This window comes from Xanthomonas fragariae (assembly GCF_900183975.1).
Lineage (GTDB): Bacteria > Pseudomonadota > Gammaproteobacteria > Xanthomonadales > Xanthomonadaceae > Xanthomonas > Xanthomonas fragariae.
In genome coordinates this window covers 1286283-1301363 of record NZ_LT853882.1, presented here as the reverse complement: position 1 = coordinate 1301363, position 15081 = coordinate 1286283, and the positions used below count along the sequence as shown (strand labels likewise).

The 15081-nt window shown below is 63.7% G+C and carries 17 protein-coding genes and 1 pseudogene; 12 read left to right on the top strand and 6 right to left on the bottom strand.

What is annotated here, in order from left to right:
- Window position 1: 1 nt before the first annotated feature.
- From hda to PD885_RS05940, 3 genes are read right to left on the bottom strand one after another with little or no spacing between them, the layout of a single operon-like run.
- The gene (hda, locus tag PD885_RS05950; protein WP_002802107.1) at window positions 2-703 is read right to left on the bottom strand and encodes a DnaA regulatory inactivator Hda; all 702 of its coding nucleotides are present in this window, start codon (window positions 701-703) and stop codon (window positions 2-4) included.
- Window positions 700-1866, bottom strand: coding sequence for an AI-2E family transporter (locus PD885_RS05945; RefSeq protein ID WP_002802109.1), 1167 nt, complete (start codon window positions 1864-1866; stop codon window positions 700-702). The genes hda and PD885_RS05945 overlap by 4 nt, the downstream gene beginning before the upstream one ends.
- Window positions 1863-2975: a DUF2066 domain-containing protein gene (locus tag PD885_RS05940; RefSeq protein ID WP_040761910.1), complete on the bottom strand. Its 1113-nt coding sequence runs from the start codon at window positions 2973-2975 to the stop codon at window positions 1863-1865. Before PD885_RS05940 ends, PD885_RS05945 begins: the two co-directional genes overlap by 4 nt.
- Before the next feature lie 129 nt (window positions 2976-3104).
- Here PD885_RS05940 and purM point away from each other — a divergent pair, with 129 nt between their 5' ends.
- The 5 genes and pseudogenes from purM (at window position 3105) to PD885_RS05915 (ending at window position 7668) form a co-directional block, all read left to right on the top strand.
- Window positions 3105-4130 (top strand): phosphoribosylformylglycinamidine cyclo-ligase, encoded by a 1026-nt coding sequence (purM, locus tag PD885_RS05935; protein WP_082244169.1) that lies wholly within the window; start codon window positions 3105-3107, stop codon window positions 4128-4130.
- Window positions 4131-4234: 104 nt separating this feature from the next.
- Window positions 4235-4903 (top strand): phosphoribosylglycinamide formyltransferase, encoded by a 669-nt coding sequence (gene purN, locus PD885_RS05930; protein WP_088056696.1) that lies wholly within the window; start codon window positions 4235-4237, stop codon window positions 4901-4903.
- A gap of 65 nt (window positions 4904-4968) precedes the next feature.
- The gene (locus PD885_RS05925) at window positions 4969-5766 is read left to right on the top strand and encodes a DUF3108 domain-containing protein (RefSeq protein WP_040761911.1); all 798 of its coding nucleotides are present in this window, start codon (window positions 4969-4971) and stop codon (window positions 5764-5766) included.
- 3 nt (window positions 5767-5769) lie between these two features.
- Window positions 5770-6453: a DUF3108 domain-containing protein gene (locus PD885_RS05920; protein ID WP_002802118.1), complete on the top strand. Its 684-nt coding sequence runs from the start codon at window positions 5770-5772 to the stop codon at window positions 6451-6453.
- Between the two features lie 231 nt (window positions 6454-6684).
- Window positions 6685-7668: pseudogene (locus tag PD885_RS05915) on the top strand (transposase domain-containing protein).
- A 91-nt stretch (window positions 7669-7759) separates the two neighbouring features.
- On the opposite strand, the gene PD885_RS05910 reads toward PD885_RS05915, so the two are convergent.
- The 3 genes from PD885_RS05910 to PD885_RS05900 all read right to left on the bottom strand — a co-directional run bounded on the left by PD885_RS05910 (window position 7760) and on the right by PD885_RS05900 (window position 9696).
- Window positions 7760-8077, bottom strand: a complete 318-nt coding sequence (locus tag PD885_RS05910; RefSeq protein ID WP_002802120.1) for a hypothetical protein — start codon at window positions 8075-8077, stop codon at window positions 7760-7762.
- A complete protein-coding gene (murA, locus tag PD885_RS05905) occupies window positions 8074-9348 on the bottom strand; it encodes a UDP-N-acetylglucosamine 1-carboxyvinyltransferase (RefSeq protein ID WP_002802121.1) in 1275 nt (424 codons plus the stop codon). Before murA ends, PD885_RS05910 begins: the two co-directional genes overlap by 4 nt.
- Before the next feature lie 120 nt (window positions 9349-9468).
- Entirely contained in the window at window positions 9469-9696 is a 228-nt protein-coding gene (locus tag PD885_RS05900; protein ID WP_002802122.1) for a BolA family protein, read from the bottom strand.
- Between the two features lie 53 nt (window positions 9697-9749).
- Here PD885_RS05900 and PD885_RS05895 point away from each other — a divergent pair, with 53 nt between their 5' ends.
- The 7 genes from PD885_RS05895 (at window position 9750) to hpf (ending at window position 15062) form a co-directional block, all read left to right on the top strand.
- Window positions 9750-10751, top strand: coding sequence for a KpsF/GutQ family sugar-phosphate isomerase (locus PD885_RS05895; protein WP_002802124.1), 1002 nt, complete (start codon window positions 9750-9752; stop codon window positions 10749-10751).
- Between the two features lie 48 nt (window positions 10752-10799).
- Entirely contained in the window at window positions 10800-11348 is a 549-nt protein-coding gene (locus PD885_RS05890; protein WP_002802126.1) for a KdsC family phosphatase, read from the top strand.
- Window positions 11345-11920: an LPS export ABC transporter periplasmic protein LptC gene (gene lptC, locus PD885_RS05885; RefSeq protein WP_002802127.1), complete on the top strand. Its 576-nt coding sequence runs from the start codon at window positions 11345-11347 to the stop codon at window positions 11918-11920. The genes PD885_RS05890 and lptC overlap by 4 nt, the downstream gene beginning before the upstream one ends.
- Window positions 11898-12458 (top strand): lipopolysaccharide transport periplasmic protein LptA, encoded by a 561-nt coding sequence (lptA, locus tag PD885_RS05880; protein ID WP_087946387.1) that lies wholly within the window; start codon window positions 11898-11900, stop codon window positions 12456-12458. The genes lptC and lptA overlap by 23 nt, the downstream gene beginning before the upstream one ends.
- Window positions 12458-13177 (top strand): LPS export ABC transporter ATP-binding protein, encoded by a 720-nt coding sequence (gene lptB, locus PD885_RS05875; protein WP_002802129.1) that lies wholly within the window; start codon window positions 12458-12460, stop codon window positions 13175-13177. The genes lptA and lptB overlap by 1 nt, the downstream gene beginning before the upstream one ends.
- A 40-nt stretch (window positions 13178-13217) precedes the next feature.
- The gene (locus PD885_RS05870) at window positions 13218-14657 is read left to right on the top strand and encodes an RNA polymerase factor sigma-54 (protein ID WP_002802130.1); all 1440 of its coding nucleotides are present in this window, start codon (window positions 13218-13220) and stop codon (window positions 14655-14657) included.
- A gap of 87 nt (window positions 14658-14744) precedes the next feature.
- Window positions 14745-15062 carry a ribosome hibernation-promoting factor, HPF/YfiA family gene (gene hpf, locus PD885_RS05865; protein ID WP_002802131.1) on the top strand — a complete coding sequence of 106 codons (318 nt, stop codon included), beginning with the start codon at window positions 14745-14747 and terminating at the stop codon, window positions 15060-15062.
- Window positions 15063-15081 lie beyond the last annotated feature (19 nt).

Genomic DNA, 15081 nt, shown 5'->3' with positions numbered 1-15081 from the left:
TTTAAGACCCACGACCCTCGAGCACGCGCCGCAAGAACGGCACGGTGATGCGACGTTTTGCGGCAAGCGATTCGCGATCCAATCGATCCAACAAGGTCACCAGTGCGGCCAGTTCGCGCTCGCTGTGGGTCAGCAGCCAGCCGATTGCCGCTTCGTCCAAGGCCAACCCACGCCGCTGCGCGCGGTCGCGCAATACGGCGGCGCGCGCCGCATCGTCCAGCACCGGCAAGCTGATGCGGATGCACTGCGACAGCCGCGAGCGCAGGTCCGGCAACACTAAGGCAAGCCCGTCGGGCATCTGACATGCGGTGTACAACAAGGTAATGTCGGCGGCGCGGGCGCGGTTATGGAAGTCGAACAAGGCGACTTCATCGTCGCGCTGCCCGGCAATGCGTTCCACGCCATCCAGTGCAACCAGGCTGCGACCTTCCAGCGCTTGGAGTGCATCGCGCAATCGGCCTGCCGCGGCGTACAGCGGCAGATACGCCGGCGTACGTCCGGCCTGCTCGGCCGCTGCGCACAACGCCAACGCCAGATGCGTCTTCCCGGTACCGGCCGGGCCGGACAGATACAGCCAGTCGCTCGCCTGCCCGGTGGCCAAGGCCTGCAATTGTGCAAGCAGGCCCTCGGGCGCAGCAATGTAACTATCCAAACGCTGATCGGAGGGCGAGCGCAACGCCAGCGGCAACTGCGGAACGGTCACAACCGATCCGCGTCCTTGCCGGGCTCGATGATCACGCTGCGCTCGTTATTGGACTGAGTCACGATACCGGCACGTTCGCCCGCATAAAGATCGCTTTGGGTGTACTGCTCATGCGCATAACGCAGCAGCACGTTGCCCACCGCCGCCACCGGCAACGCCAGCAACATGCCGAGGAAGCCGAACAACTGGCCCCCGGCCATTACTGCAAAAATCACTGCCACCGGATGCAGGCCGATCTTATCGCCGACGATGCGTGGGGTGAGGGCATAGCTTTCCAGCAACTGCCCCACCGTAAACACCACGCCCACACCGATCAGCAGTTTCAGATCCAACCCTTGCGCCTGCACGATCGCGGCCAGCAGCGCGAGCACGATGCCGGTAGTCGCCCCCAGATACGGAATGAAGCTGATGAAGCCGGCAATAATGCCGATCAACAGCCCCAGGTTGAGGCCGATGATGGAAAGGCCAGTCGCGTAGATCGCACCCAGGGCCAGCATCACCAGGAACTGGCCGCGGATGAAGCCGCCGAGCACGTCGTTGGACTCTTGTGCCAGCCGGCTCACGGTGCCGATGCAGCCCCGCGGGATGACTGCAGCTACACGCTCGACCAGCCGGTCCCAGTCGCGCAGGAAGTAGAACGCCAGGATCGGCAGTAGCGCCAGGTTGATCACCCAGGTCACCATCGCAAAGCCCGAACGCTGCACGTAACCGAAGAAGGTCTTGGCGGCGCCGCCGGCCTGTTCCCAGTGGCTGCGGATCCAGTTGATCAGCCGCTCCGGGTCCAGCCAGCCCATCAGCTCGACGCCGGTCTTGGCCTCCAGCCATGGAATGGCGGTACTGATCGCCCAGTTGCGCATCTGCGGCAGCGCGTCGATCAAGGTCATGATCTGGCGCTCGATCATCGGCACCAGAATCATCAGTGCCAGCACGAACAGCAGCAGCGCCAGCACGAATACCAAAACCACGGCGATGTTACGCGAGCGCCCGGCGCGCTCGATGCGGTCTACCAGCGGGTCGCCCAGCCACGCCAGCAGCAGGGCAAGCACGAAGGGCGTCAGGATCGGCGCCAGCATCCATAGCACCCACAGTACGCCCACCATCACCGCCGTCCATTTAAGACGACGCAGGAACAAGGCGATCTCGGCTTCGGGAGTCAAAGTCATCTCAGGCGGTACTCTGCGTGCTCGTTTTGAAGAATGATCGGACCCTCGGTCGGTACCGAAAGCGAAATCAACGGACTGTTGTTGCCAAGCATACGGTTGAGACCGGAAATGCCCGTGAGCAACTCCAGATCCACTTCCATGCGGTCGCCATTGACGCTCACCGGGCGAATACTGCGCACCACCGACACGCCCTGCAGCGCAGCCGCGACACGCAGATAGTCGTCGGCGCTGCTGATGCCGGTGATCACGGCGCGATAGACACCGGGCACGCCCGAATCCACTCGTTTGGCATAGCGCTTGACCAGCGCATCGGCGGCACCGTCGGCACCGGCGGCGATCGCGCGACGTGCATCACCGTCGCTGCTGGTCCAGCTGGACAGCACATTGCCGTTGTCGACGAACACCCAATCGGCGGTCCAGCCGGCCGCATTACGGTAGAGCTTGCCGATCAGTTGCATCGGCGGGCTGTATTTGGCCGATGCGCGCGATACCGCAGCGGTGTCCTTGCGCCAGATCGCGCCGGCCAACGCCTGCTCCGCGGCCGCACCGCCCGGCAGGCCGAGCCGGTAGCCGCGCTCGGTGGCACGGTCCAGCACACTGCGTGCGGCATTGGCCTGCCCCACACTCACCAGGCGCGGGCCGCTGCCGTCGTCGATGGCCAACCACAGCACCGGCTTGGGCCGCGGCAGCGGCCACACCGGCAGGCCCAATGCAGCGATCAGGTCGTCCACATCCGACTGACGGAAGCGCACCACCAGCGTGGTGCCGAAGGTCGGCGCGCCGGTGCGCGAGGTGCCCTGATCCTGGCGGTAATAGGAGTTTTCAACGTAGTCGGGCGCATTGCGCAGCGCCTGCGACACGCCGGGACGGCTCATCACGCTGCGATCGCCGGAGACCTTGCCCAGCACCGCACCCAGTGCGCGCGCCAGGGCGCCGGGGCGATCGGACTCGCTCTGGCTGTTGACCGGCACTTCGGCCTCATAGGCACTTTGCGCCTTGGCGACATCGCCTTCGGTGCGCAGATCGGCCTGCGCAAAGGCCGGCAACATGGGCGCGACGACCATGAGGACGAGAAAGAAAGCGAGACTGCGGCGCATCGACGGTTCCATGACTTGAGCGTATCCGGGTGAATTGTTGCCCGAATGGGGCGCTAGCGCCAACGTGGCTGCTAAAATCGGTGCCTTTACTGCCGAGCTCCACCGCCCGTGACCAGCCCAACGCCTTCCACCTCCTCGCCTATGACCTACCGTGACGCGGGTGTCGACATCGATGCCGGCAACGCGTTGGTCGAACGTATCAAGCCGCTGGTCAAGCGCAGCTTCCGGCCTGAGGTGATGGGTGGCCTGGGCGGCTTTGGCGCCTTGTTCGATCTGTCGGGCAAGTACAAGGAGCCGGTGTTGGTGTCCGGCACCGACGGCGTGGGCACCAAGCTCAAGCTCGCCCAGCAATTGGGCCGGCACGACACCATCGGTATCGATCTGGTGGGCATGTGCGTCAACGATGTGCTGGTGCAGGGCGCCGAGCCGCTGTTTTTTCTGGACTACTTCGCCACCGGCAAGCTGGACGTGGACACCGCTACGGCCGTGGTCGGTGGCATCGCGCGCGGCTGCGAACTCTCCGGTTGCGCTCTGATCGGTGGCGAAACCGCCGAAATGCCCGACATGTATCCGCCCGGCGAGTACGACTTGGCCGGCTTTACCGTCGGGGCGGTCGAAAAATCGCAGCTACTGGATGGCGCGCAGGTGCGCGATGGCGACGTGCTGATCGGCATTGCGTCGTCCGGCCCGCATTCCAATGGCTATTCGCTGATCCGCAAGATCTACGCGCGTGCCGGCGCCCCGGCCGAATTGGTGCTGGAGGACGGCGTCAAGCTGATCGACGCGCTCATGGCACCGACCGAGCTGTACGTCAAGCCGATCCTGGCACTGCTCAAATCGCATGGCGAGACGATTCACGCCATGGCGCATATCACCGGCGGCGGGCTGACCGAAAACATCATCCGCGTGATCCCCGACGGGCTGGGCCTGGACATCAACGCAAAAGCCTGGACACTGCCGCTGGTGTTTGCTTGGCTGCAACGCGAAGGCGCGGTAGCCGATGCCGAAATGTGGCGCACCTTCAATTGCGGCATCGGCTTCGTGCTGATCGCCGCGCCCGAGCAGGCGGCCGCGCTGGAACAGGCGCTGGATGCGCAGTCGTTGGCGCATTGGCGCATCGGCAAAGTGGTACCGGCGCAGGGCGATGAGCGCGTGCGCATCGGTTGATCTAGGAATCTGCATGGACGCTACCCCACTTGCACTGCCGGCATCGGCCAGCGCTAACTCTCTCGGCTGCCTGGCCGCCTATCCCGTTGTGAGGATTGTGTTCAATGCGCGCCGCTGACTCCCACTTGCGCCTGGCCGTCCTGGCCTCGGGCCGCGGCAGCAATCTGCATGCCATTGTCGATGCGATCGCCAGCGGTCGGCTGCAGGCCGAGGTGGTCGGGGTGTTTTCCGATCGCCCGCGGGCGCCGGCCTTGCAGAAGGTGGACCAAGCACGCCGCTGGAGCGCCAGCCCGCGCAACTTCGCCGATCGCGCTGCCTTCGATGCCGCGCTGGGCGATGCGATTGCCGCAGTGCAGCCGGATTGGGTGATCTGCGCCGGCTACATGCGCATCCTCGGCGAGCCGCTGGTGCGGCGCTTCGCCGGGCGCATACTCAATATCCACCCATCACTGCTGCCCAAATACCGCGGCCTGCACACGCACGCCCGCGCGCTGGAAGCCGGCGATGTCGAACATGGCGCTAGCGTGCATCTGGTGGTACCGGAACTGGATGCGGGCATGGTGATCGCGCAGGCCCGCGTGCCGGTGCTGCCCGAGGACAGCGCCGAGCAGCTGGCCGCGCGCGTGCTGGCCCGCGAGCATCCGCTGTTGCTGGCCACGCTGGACCTGCTCGCCAGCGGCCGCGTCGTCGTCCAAGGCGACCGCGTCCACATCGACGGTCAGTGCCTGTTTACGCCACTGCGACTAGAGTCCGCAAACACCGCGCTCGTCTGAGCGCGGATACGCCCTCCTCATCCTGCCTAGGACATCCTTGCGGCCCACGTGCTCGCTCTCAGCGCATGAAAGTCCTCCCCATCGCCGCAACGTTGTTGATCACTGCCCTGCTCTGCCAGGCAGGCACAGGTCGTGCTCAGGAGACAGCACCCGCGCCTGTACCAACGGCAACGCCAGCGACGCCGGCCCTGCCGCCCAGCACCTGGACGCCACCACCGCTTGAGCCATTCGTGGCGACCTATCAGGCGTTCTACCGCGGCAAGGAGGCCGGCGATGCCACCATGCAGGTCAGCCACGGCGAAGGCAACCAGTGGCGCATCGACATGTCGGTGCGCGGGCGCAAAGGGTTCGCCAGCATTCTCGGACTGAACCTGGAACAGAGCACGGTATTGCGTGTCGACGGCAACACATATGTGCCGCTGAGCCAGAGCACGGTGCGCAAGGCGGTGTTCTTCGGCAAGAAGGTCACCGGCACATACAACTGGCAAGCTGGCACCGCGCAGTGGGACGGCGACTTGAAGAAAGAGCGCCAACAGCCGATTCCACTGCAGCGCGGTGACCAGAGCGCGCTGTCGCTGAATCTGTCGCTGATGCGCGACGCCCAGCCCGGACGCAGCCTGAGCTATCGCTACGTCGATGTCGGCCGGGTGCGCCAATACGATTACCGCGCCGCCGATGCTACCGAATTGGTGCAGGTCGGCGACCTGAGTTACAACGCGTTGCGCGTGTATCGCGTCAACAGCGGCGACAACGAAACCATTCTCTGGATCGCCAACGGAGTTCCCACTCCAGTGCGCATCCTGCAACGTGATAAAGGTGAGGATCAGGTCGATCTGCGCCTGGTCCAATACCAAGGAGCCTGACCCATGAAGACCATTTCCTACACCTACTCGCTGATTGCTGCGGCCGCATTGACCATGGCCAGCCTACCGGCCTTCGCCATGCAGCCGTTCCAGGCCGATTATTCGGCCAACTACATGGGCATGCAGGCTGACGGCACCATGACCCTGGCCGCAGCCGGCTCCAATCAGTGGCGCTACACGCTCACCATCCAGAATCAGCTGGCTAACCTGACCCAGAGCACCGTGTTCGAAGAGAGCAACGGTCGGCTGCGCCCGGTCAGCAGCAACGACACCTCGTCGATGATGGTCAAGCGCCGCAACGTCACTGCCAACTACGATTGGAAGACCAGCCAGGCCACCTGGGGCGGCGACATCAAACCGGACCGCCGTGGCCCGGTCAAGCTGCAGCCCGGCGACATGGACGCGCTGCTGATCAACCTGGCAATCACCCGCGATCTGGTCGCCGGCAAGCCGTTGAATTACCGCATGGTGGACGAAGGCCACATCAAGCCGATGAGCTACAAGGTGATCGGCAAGGAAACCATCACCGTCAACGGCAAGCAGGAACAGGCGACCAAGGTGTCGCGCGTGGACGGCGACAAGGAATTGATCGCGTGGGTGGTCAAGGACCTGCCGGTGCCGGCGCGTTTGCTGCAGAAGGAAAAAGGCCAGGACGCGCTGGATCTGACCATTAAGGCGCTGCGCTGAGCTATGCACGCAGGCCATCGTAGCAGCGCATTGGTGCGCGATGAGGCGTTGCCGGTAAAGCTGCATCGCGCGCCAGCACGCTTCTACCAAGATACGATGCCTGCTCGATTGCTCGGTGCGATACTTTGACAATCGATCACGAAAAAACCCGGCTGCATGCCGTAATGCTGCTCACTTAAGCAATTGAGTCACCGAAAATCCGATACCAGACCTCTGGTATCGGATTTTTTTGTGTCCCTTCACCAGCAGCTGTTCGACCTTGGCGACCTGTTCAACTTCTGTGACCTGAGCACCTTTACGCAGAATATTCCGGTGGAGTGGGTAGCCAGCGCGCTGGAACTGTCTTCTCAGGCCAGTATCCGACGTCGGCGCCTTCCCAGTGATCAGGTGTTGTGGCTTGTCCTGGGCATAGCGTTGTTCCGTGACGAACCGGTGCACGAGGTCCCGGTGCACGAGGTCGCACGTCGTTTGAACATCTGCGCACAATCGCTGGCCTCAGAAGATCTGTTGGCGCGCAGCGGCGTTCGACAAAGGGTTCTGGAGCGCTGATTTGTTGCTGTCGCTCGCCACTCCACGCCACTGGCTGACACCAGCACGCAAGGGCTTGGTGGCTGAGCAAATCAGTGCGTTATGGCACTGATGATCGATTACTGCGCATGCGTGTCTCGCCACAGGCCAGAAAACCCAATCCAGCGCTTCCCACGCACTGGGACGTGCGTGAAGTGAGCTATCTGCATCAGGGGAAGAGAAAGGCGGTACTGACCTTGTTGCCTGCCACCACTTACAGCGCCAAGTCTGTCGCAACGCTTTACCAGGAGCGATAGGAAATCGAACTGGGTTTGCGCGACATCAAAAGCTCGATGCAGCACAACGCGACAACGTTGCGTAGCAAAAAGATCGACTTGGTGTACCAGCAAGTCTGGGGGTTGCTGCTGGCTTAACAGCATTCGGCGTGAAGCCAGCCAGGCAGCTGTGGCGTTTGGCAGAACGCCTTCGGACATCCGATTCAAACCGGTCTGCCAGTACATCGCAGTGCAACTCATCGTGATGGCCGCAGCCAATCCGGCTTCCGCCACAGGAAGACGCCTATCCCAGCTTCGCTCAGGCATCGCGAGCCTGCTCCTCGATCACCGTCCGAGGCCTACGCGGCCAAGGACGGTGAAGATCTCGAAGACCCGCTATCCGGTAGATCCAAAGGCTGCTCCGCTTAAGTGAACAGCATTACGGCTGCATGCCGGGCTTTTTCGTTCCGTGTTACACGCAGCGAAATCTCCGTAACACGCGTGGAAATGCTTAGAATCAAGGTCTATGAGTAGCCTTTATCGTCGCCGGTTGTGAACACCGTGCGGCAATCCACGCGGATCTGCTCGCCACTGCTGCGCCAATAGAACAGATCGCAATGGCGCTTGCCTTCGACCGTCCTCTTGACCGCCACCGCGTAGAACGATTGCGCGATCTCGTCGCGGCTGGCGGTGCCGTCGCCGTTCCAGTCCATGTCCTTGAACTCGACGCCCTGGGCGATGGCCATGCCGACCGACCATGCATAAGCCAGCCACGCCAGAATCAGCACGATCACGCCGAGCAGGATCTTGCGGCGGGTGGTGAAACGGCCACGCAGGATCATGCGGTGCGCTGGATGGTCGCGCCCAGCGCCCCCAGCTTCTCCTCGATGTTTTCGTAACCACGGTCCAGGTGGTAGATGCGATCGATGGTAGTGTCGCCGTCGGCCACCAGGCCGGCCAAAATCAGCGACGCCGATGCGCGCAGATCGGTCGCCATGACCGGCGCGCCGCTGAGGCGTTCGGCCCCACGCACAATCGCGGTATGGCCTTCGACCTGGATGTCCGCACCCAGGCGCAGTAGTTCGTTGACGTGCATGAAGCGGTTTTCGAAGATGGTCTCGTTGATCACTCCCACGCCATCGGCCACGCAGTTGAGCGCCATGAATTGCGCCTGCATGTCGGTCGGAAATGCTGGGTACGGCGCGGTGGTCAGACTCACCGCACGCGGACGCTTACCGTGCATGTCCAGGGTGATGCTATCGGCGGTGGTGGTGATGGACGCACCGGCTTCGGTGAGCTTGTCCAGCACCGCATCCAGAGTATCCGGACGCGCGCGACGCACGGTGACGCTGCCGCCGGTCATCGCAGCAGCGGCGAGGAAGGTGCCGGTTTCGATGCGATCCGGCAGCACCGCATGATGCCCACCACTCAGATGCTGGACACCCTGCACCACGATGCGCGGCGTTCCCGCGCCTTCGATCTGCGCACCGAGTGCGATCAGGCAGTCGGCCAGGTCGGTGACTTCCGGCTCCATCGCCGTGTTTTCCAGCACGGTGGTGCCTTCGGCCAGTACCGCCGCCATCAGCACGTTCTCGGTACCGGTGACGCTGACCATGTCGAACACGTAGCGGGCACCCTTCAGGCGTCCATTGCTGGTGGCCTTGATGTAGCCGTTTTCCACGCTGATATCAGCACCCAACGCCTGCAGGCCCTTGATGTGCTGATCCACGGGGCGCGAACCGATCGCGCAGCCGCCGGGCAACGACACTTCGGCGCTGCCGTAGCGCGCCAGCAGCGGGCCGAGTACCAGGATCGAGGCGCGCATGGTCTTGACCAGTTCGTAGGGCGCGACCTGGTGCGTGACCGAGCGCGGGTCCACCAGGATCGAGCGACCCTTGGCCAGCGTGCCTTCGTCGATGGTGACTTCGGCGCCCAGCTCGCTGAGCAGCTTTACGCTGGTGATCACGTCGTGCAGGTGCGGCACGTTGCTGATTTCCACCGGCGCATCCGCCAGCAGGGTCGCGCACAGGATCGGCAGCACTGCGTTTTTGGCGCCGGAAATATTGACTTCGCCATGCAGCGCTTGGCCGCCGGTCACTATGATTTTTGCCATGGGAGCTTGGGGAATCCGAAAAAATACGTCGGGGGAAAATAAAGCAAACTGCCAGAAGCCTGTCGCCTATCGGTGGCCTGGACACTTGTGCAGCGCAGTCAAGCCAGGTCGGACAGACGCTCAGCCTTCGTCGGGGGTCAGCGTCTTGAGCTGCAGCGCGTGGATCGCTCCGCCCATCAATTCGCCCAGGGTCGCGTAGACCATGCGGTGGCGCGCCAACGGGGCCTTGCCGGCAAATGTGGGGCTGATCACGGTCGCCTCGAAGTGCACGCCGTCGTCGCCGTGCACGTCGACGCGGGCTTCGGGCAAGCCGGATTCGATGAGTTTACGGATGGTTTCGGCGTCCAAAGGGCGTTTCCTCATAAAATGAGCGCACATTCTACTCTTCACCCGAGTCCTGCATGGTCGTCTCGCACCTGCCCTCCGCCACCGTCAGCGACGCCAGCCTGGTCGCCAGCGGGCAGCACGTGCTGCAGATCGAGCGCGAGGCGCTGACCAGCGTAGGTGCGCGGATCGGCAGCGAATTCGCTGCAGCGTGCCGGCTGGTACTGGCCTCGCGCGGGCGCGTGGTGGCTACCGGCATGGGCAAATCCGGACATATCGCGCGCAAGATCGCCGCCACCCTGGCTTCCACCGGCACCCCGGCGTTCTTCGTGCATCCAGGCGAAGCCGGTCACGGCGACCTAGGCATGATTACCGAGGCCGACATCGTGCTGGCACTGTCCTATTCCGGCGAATCGGACGAAGTGCGCATGCTGCTGCCGGTGCTCAAGCGCCAGGGCAACCCGATCATCGCCATGACCGGCTGCCCGAGCTCCACCCTGGCCCAGGCAGCCGACGTGCATCTTGATGTCAGCGTCTGCACCGAAGCCTGCCCGCTGCATCTGGCGCCCACCTCCAGTACCACTGCCTCGCTGGCGATGGGCGATGCACTGGCGGTCGCGTTACTCGACGCGCGCGGCTTCACTGCCGACGACTTCGCGCGCTCGCATCCGGCCGGCAGCCTGGGCCGCCGCCTGCTGCTGCATATCACCGACGTAATGCACGGCGGCGACGACCTGCCACAGGTACCCGAAAACGCCAGCCTGAGCGAGGCGCTGATGGAAATGAGCCGCAAACGCCTCGGCATGACTGCGGTGGTCGACAACGACGGGCGGCTGATCGGACTGTTCACCGACGGCGATCTGCGCCGCGCGCTGGACAGCGATATCGACGTGCGCAGCGCCGGCATCGCCGAGGTGATGACGCGCAACCCCAAGACCATCGGCGCCGACCAGCTGGCCGCCGAAGCTGCGCGGCTGATGGAGGATTACAAGATCAATGGCCTGATCGTGGTCGATGCGCAGCAGCGCGCGGTCGGCGCATTGAACATTCACGACCTGTTGCGCGCCAAGGTGGTCTAACAGATTCAGCTTCCATCACTGGAACCCCGTTCTTACCGATTTGTGCCGATGCCCTATTCCCCTCTGCAACACCTGCCCGCCGACTTGATCGGCAGCGCTGCGCGCATTCGCCTGGCGTGCTTCGACGTCGATGGCACCCTGACCGATGGCCGCCTGTATTACGACCATGCCGGCAACGAGAGCAAATCCTTCAATGTGCTCGACGGCCAAGGCCTCAAGCAGCTCGACCAGGCCGGCATCCATGTCGCACTGATCACCGCGCGCGCCAGCCTGTCGGCAGAAAAACGCGGCCAGGATCTGGGTCTGCATGTGCAGATCGGGGTCAAGAACAAGCGGCTCGCGGTGCTGGCCTTGTGCCAGGAGCACGGCTTGTCGCTGGACCAGGTATTGTTCATGGGCGACGATCTGCCCGACCTGCCGGCCCTACTGGCGGTCGGCCTGCCGGTTGCGCCCGCCAACGCGCACCCGTGGATCGCCGAGCGCGTGCAGTGGCATACCCGCGCCCGTGGTGGCGAAGGCGCCGCGCGCGAGGTCTGCGATGTGGTGCTTGCCGCGCAGGGCCAGGTCGAAAGCATCATCGCAAGGTTTTCCGCATGAGCTGGAATTGGCGCACCACTCTGGGGGTTGTGCTGTTTGCCGCCGCCGTCATCTCCGGCTGGTCGGCGTGGCAACAGCGCGCGCGCCCGGTCGCAGCGGCGGTCGACGATTCGCGCGCCGATTACGTGCTGCGCGATTTTGAGTTGATCGCGCTGGACAAGCAGAGCGGCAAGGAGTCGATGACGCTGCGCGCGCCGGAAATGCACCGCAACCGTGCCGACCAGACTTCGGAAATCACCACGCCGGTGTTTCTGCTGCCCGACAACGCCAATCAACCCTGGACGCTGCGCTCCAAAACCGGCTGGATCAGCCCCAAGGGCGACGAACTGCGCCTGCAAGGCGATGTGTCCGGCGACAGCCCGACCACCGGCAATACCCCGCCGACGACGTTTCGTACTCAAAGCCTGGACGTGTTCCCGCAGCAAAACATCGCCAAGACCGCTGCCCCGGTGAGCATGAGCCGGCCGGGTATCATGCAAAGCGGCATCGGCTTCGAGGCCGACCTCAAATCACGCCAGTACAAGCTCCTTTCTCAGGTCAAGACCCGCTATGAACCGAATGCTGCCCGCTAAACTGGTGTTTGCCGCGCTGCTGTTGCCCGCGATGGCAATGGCCAAGACCAGCGATCGCAACCAGCCGATGGCGATCGATTCAAATGCCAACGATTGCAACATGCTCGACGACAGCGGCAAGTGCCGCTTCAGCGGCAATGTGGTGATCACCCAGGGCACGCTCGAGATCCACGCCGACACCGCCGACATCTTCCAGAAGAACGGCCAGACCGACCGCGTGGTGCTCAACGGCAAGCAGGCCACGCTCAAGCAGCAGATGGACGACGGCGCCATGATGAACGGCAAGGCTGACACCATCGAATACCAGGTAGCCGACGAAATCATCGTACTGACCGGCAATTACAAGGTCGATTCGCCCAAGGGCACCAACGCCGGCCAACGCATGGTCTACAACACCAAGACCGGCAATATGCAAAGTGGCGGCGATGGCAGCCGCGTGCGTACGATCATCCAGCCGAAGAACGCCGCGCCCGCTGCGGCTACGCCCGCACCGGCACCGGCAGCCAGGCCCGCCGCAAAGCCGCAGGGGAAGAAGTAATGCTTGTCGCTACCGGTCTGCGCAAGAAGTACAAGCAACGCGAAGTGGTCAAGGAATTCAGCCTGACCCTCGAAGCCGGCGAAGTGGTCGGCGTGCTCGGCCCCAACGGTGCCGGCAAGACGACCTGCTTCTACATGATCGTCGGCCTGGTCGAGGCCGATGCGGGCCGTATCGAGCTGGACGGCCGCGACCTGACCGCCGAGCCGATGTATGCACGCGCGAAACTCGGCGTGGGTTATCTGCCGCAGGAGCCGTCGGTGTTCCGCAAGCTCACCGTGGCCGACAACATTCGACTGGTGCTGGAACTGCGCGACGAGCTGGACAGGACCGGCCGTGAGAAAGAACTGACCTCGCTACTGGAGGAACTGCAGATCACCCACGTGGCCGATCAGCTCGGCGCCAGCCTCTCCGGCGGCGAGCGGCGCCGTTGTGAGATCGCGCGCGCGTTGGCGGCCAGGCCGCGCATGATGCTGCTCGATGAACCGTTCGCTGGCGTGGATCCGATTTCAGTCGGCGAGATCCAGCGCATCGTCATCCACCTCAAGGAACGCGGTATCGGTGTGTTGATCACCGATCACAACGTGCGCGAGACCTTGGGAATCTGCGACCGCGCGTATATCCTCGCCGAGGGAGGCGTGCTGGCTCAGGGGGCACCAGACGCGTTGCTATCCAATCCCGACGTCCGTCGCGTGTATCTGGGGGAAACTTTCCGCCTTTGAGCGCTTCGCCGCGCCATCGATTTTTCCAGTCAGTGCCCGCATGAAAGCCCGGCTCCAGACATCGCTAGGACAGCAGCTGGTCATGACGCCGCAATTGCGTCAGGCGATCAAGCTGTTGCAGATGTCCACCACCGAACTGGAAGCAGAAATCGCCGAAGCAGTGGAAACCAATCCGCTGCTGGAGTGGGCTGACGAAGCCGTGCATGTGGCCAGCGACTCACCAGCCGAGATGGCATCGCCGTCCTCTATCGAAGGCACCCAACGCGACAACGCTGCGCCTGTCGAGCGCGACGACGACTGGTCGCAAGACGAATTGCAGTGGACCGGCTCCGGTCGCGGCGGCAGTTTCGACGACGATGAATCCGGCGATGCCGCCGAGCGGGTGGCCGAGTCCGAAACCCTCGCCGACCACCTGTTGTGGCAACTGCATCTGTCGCCGCTGTCGCCGCGCGACCGACAGATCGGCGCGTTGTTGATCGATGCGCTGGACGAAGACGGCTACCTGCGCGAACCGCTGTCGGCGATTCTAGAAACACTGGCACTCGGCAGCGCGGTGGACGAAGCCGAAGTGCTCACCGTATTGCACCAGATCCAGCGCTTTGACCCGGTCGGCGTCGGTGCGCGCACCTTGGGCGAATGCCTGGCGCTGCAGTTGGCCATGCTAGATCCCGTCCCCCCGGGGCGCGAGCTGGCGCTTCAGATCGTCGCCGGCCCGTTGGAGCGCCTGCCGCGCAGCGGCGTGGCTGGTCTGGCGCACGAACTCAAGCGCTCCACCGCCGACGTCGAACAAGCCGTGCAGCTGGTGCGCTCTCTGGACCCACGCCCAGGCAAGCAGATCGGCGAACTGGCGCAGGACACCTATGTGGTGCCGGACTGCGTGATCTGGCGCCAGCGTGGCGTCTGGCGGGCCTCCCTGGCCGGCCGCGCGCAACCCAAGGTCACCATCCATCGCGGTTACGAAAATCTGATCCGCATCTGCGGAGAATCCGACGCTGGTTACCTGCGCGGCCAGTTGCAGGAGGCGCGATGGCTGCTCAAGAGCCTGGAAGCGCGTGGCGAGACCTTGCTGCGGGTGGTGCGCTGCCTGTTGCAGCACCAGGCCGGATTTCTGGAATTCGGCGCACAGGCGCTGCGCCCGCTCACCCTGCGCGAGATCGCAGGCGAGCTCGGCCTACACGAGTCGACCATTTCCCGCGCGATCGCCCGTAAATACGTGCGCACTCCTCGCGGTACCATCCCGTTGCGCTCGTTCTTCGCCTCCGGCATCGATACCGACAGCGGCGGCGAGGCTTCCAGCACCGCCATTCAGGCAATGATCCGGCGCCTGATTGATGCGGAAAACCCGCGCAAACCGTTGTCGGACGCCAAGCTGGCCGATCTGTTGAAAACTTCTGGCGTACCAGTGGCGCGGCGCACCGTTGCGAAGTATCGTGAGGCCATGAACATTTCCGCATCCCACGAACGCGTACGCATCGCCTGACGTTGCAACCACCGCAACGCCGGCCTGCGCCGGGTGAGTCGGATCACTGGAAAGGTTCATTGGCCCACCGACCAATGGAGGTATCCGATGCGTATCGAGACGTATGGCCACCAGCTTGAAGTGACCCCCGCCCTGCGGGATTACGTAGCAAGCAAGCTGCAGCGACTGCAGCGCCATTTCGATCAGCACTGTGAAGTTCGAACGCAGCTGGCCGTCCGCAAGCCGGACCACCACGTGGTCGCCACCGTCAACCTTCCCGGTCGCACCCTGCACGCAGATGCCAGCGGCTCCACCATGTATGCAGCCATCGACCTGTTGGTCGACAAGCTCGACCGCCTGGTGCTCAAGCACAAAGAAAAGAAATGTGACCACCACGCCCGCGAGGTGCGCGACAATCTCGCATGACGCTTCCCGCTTGATGCCA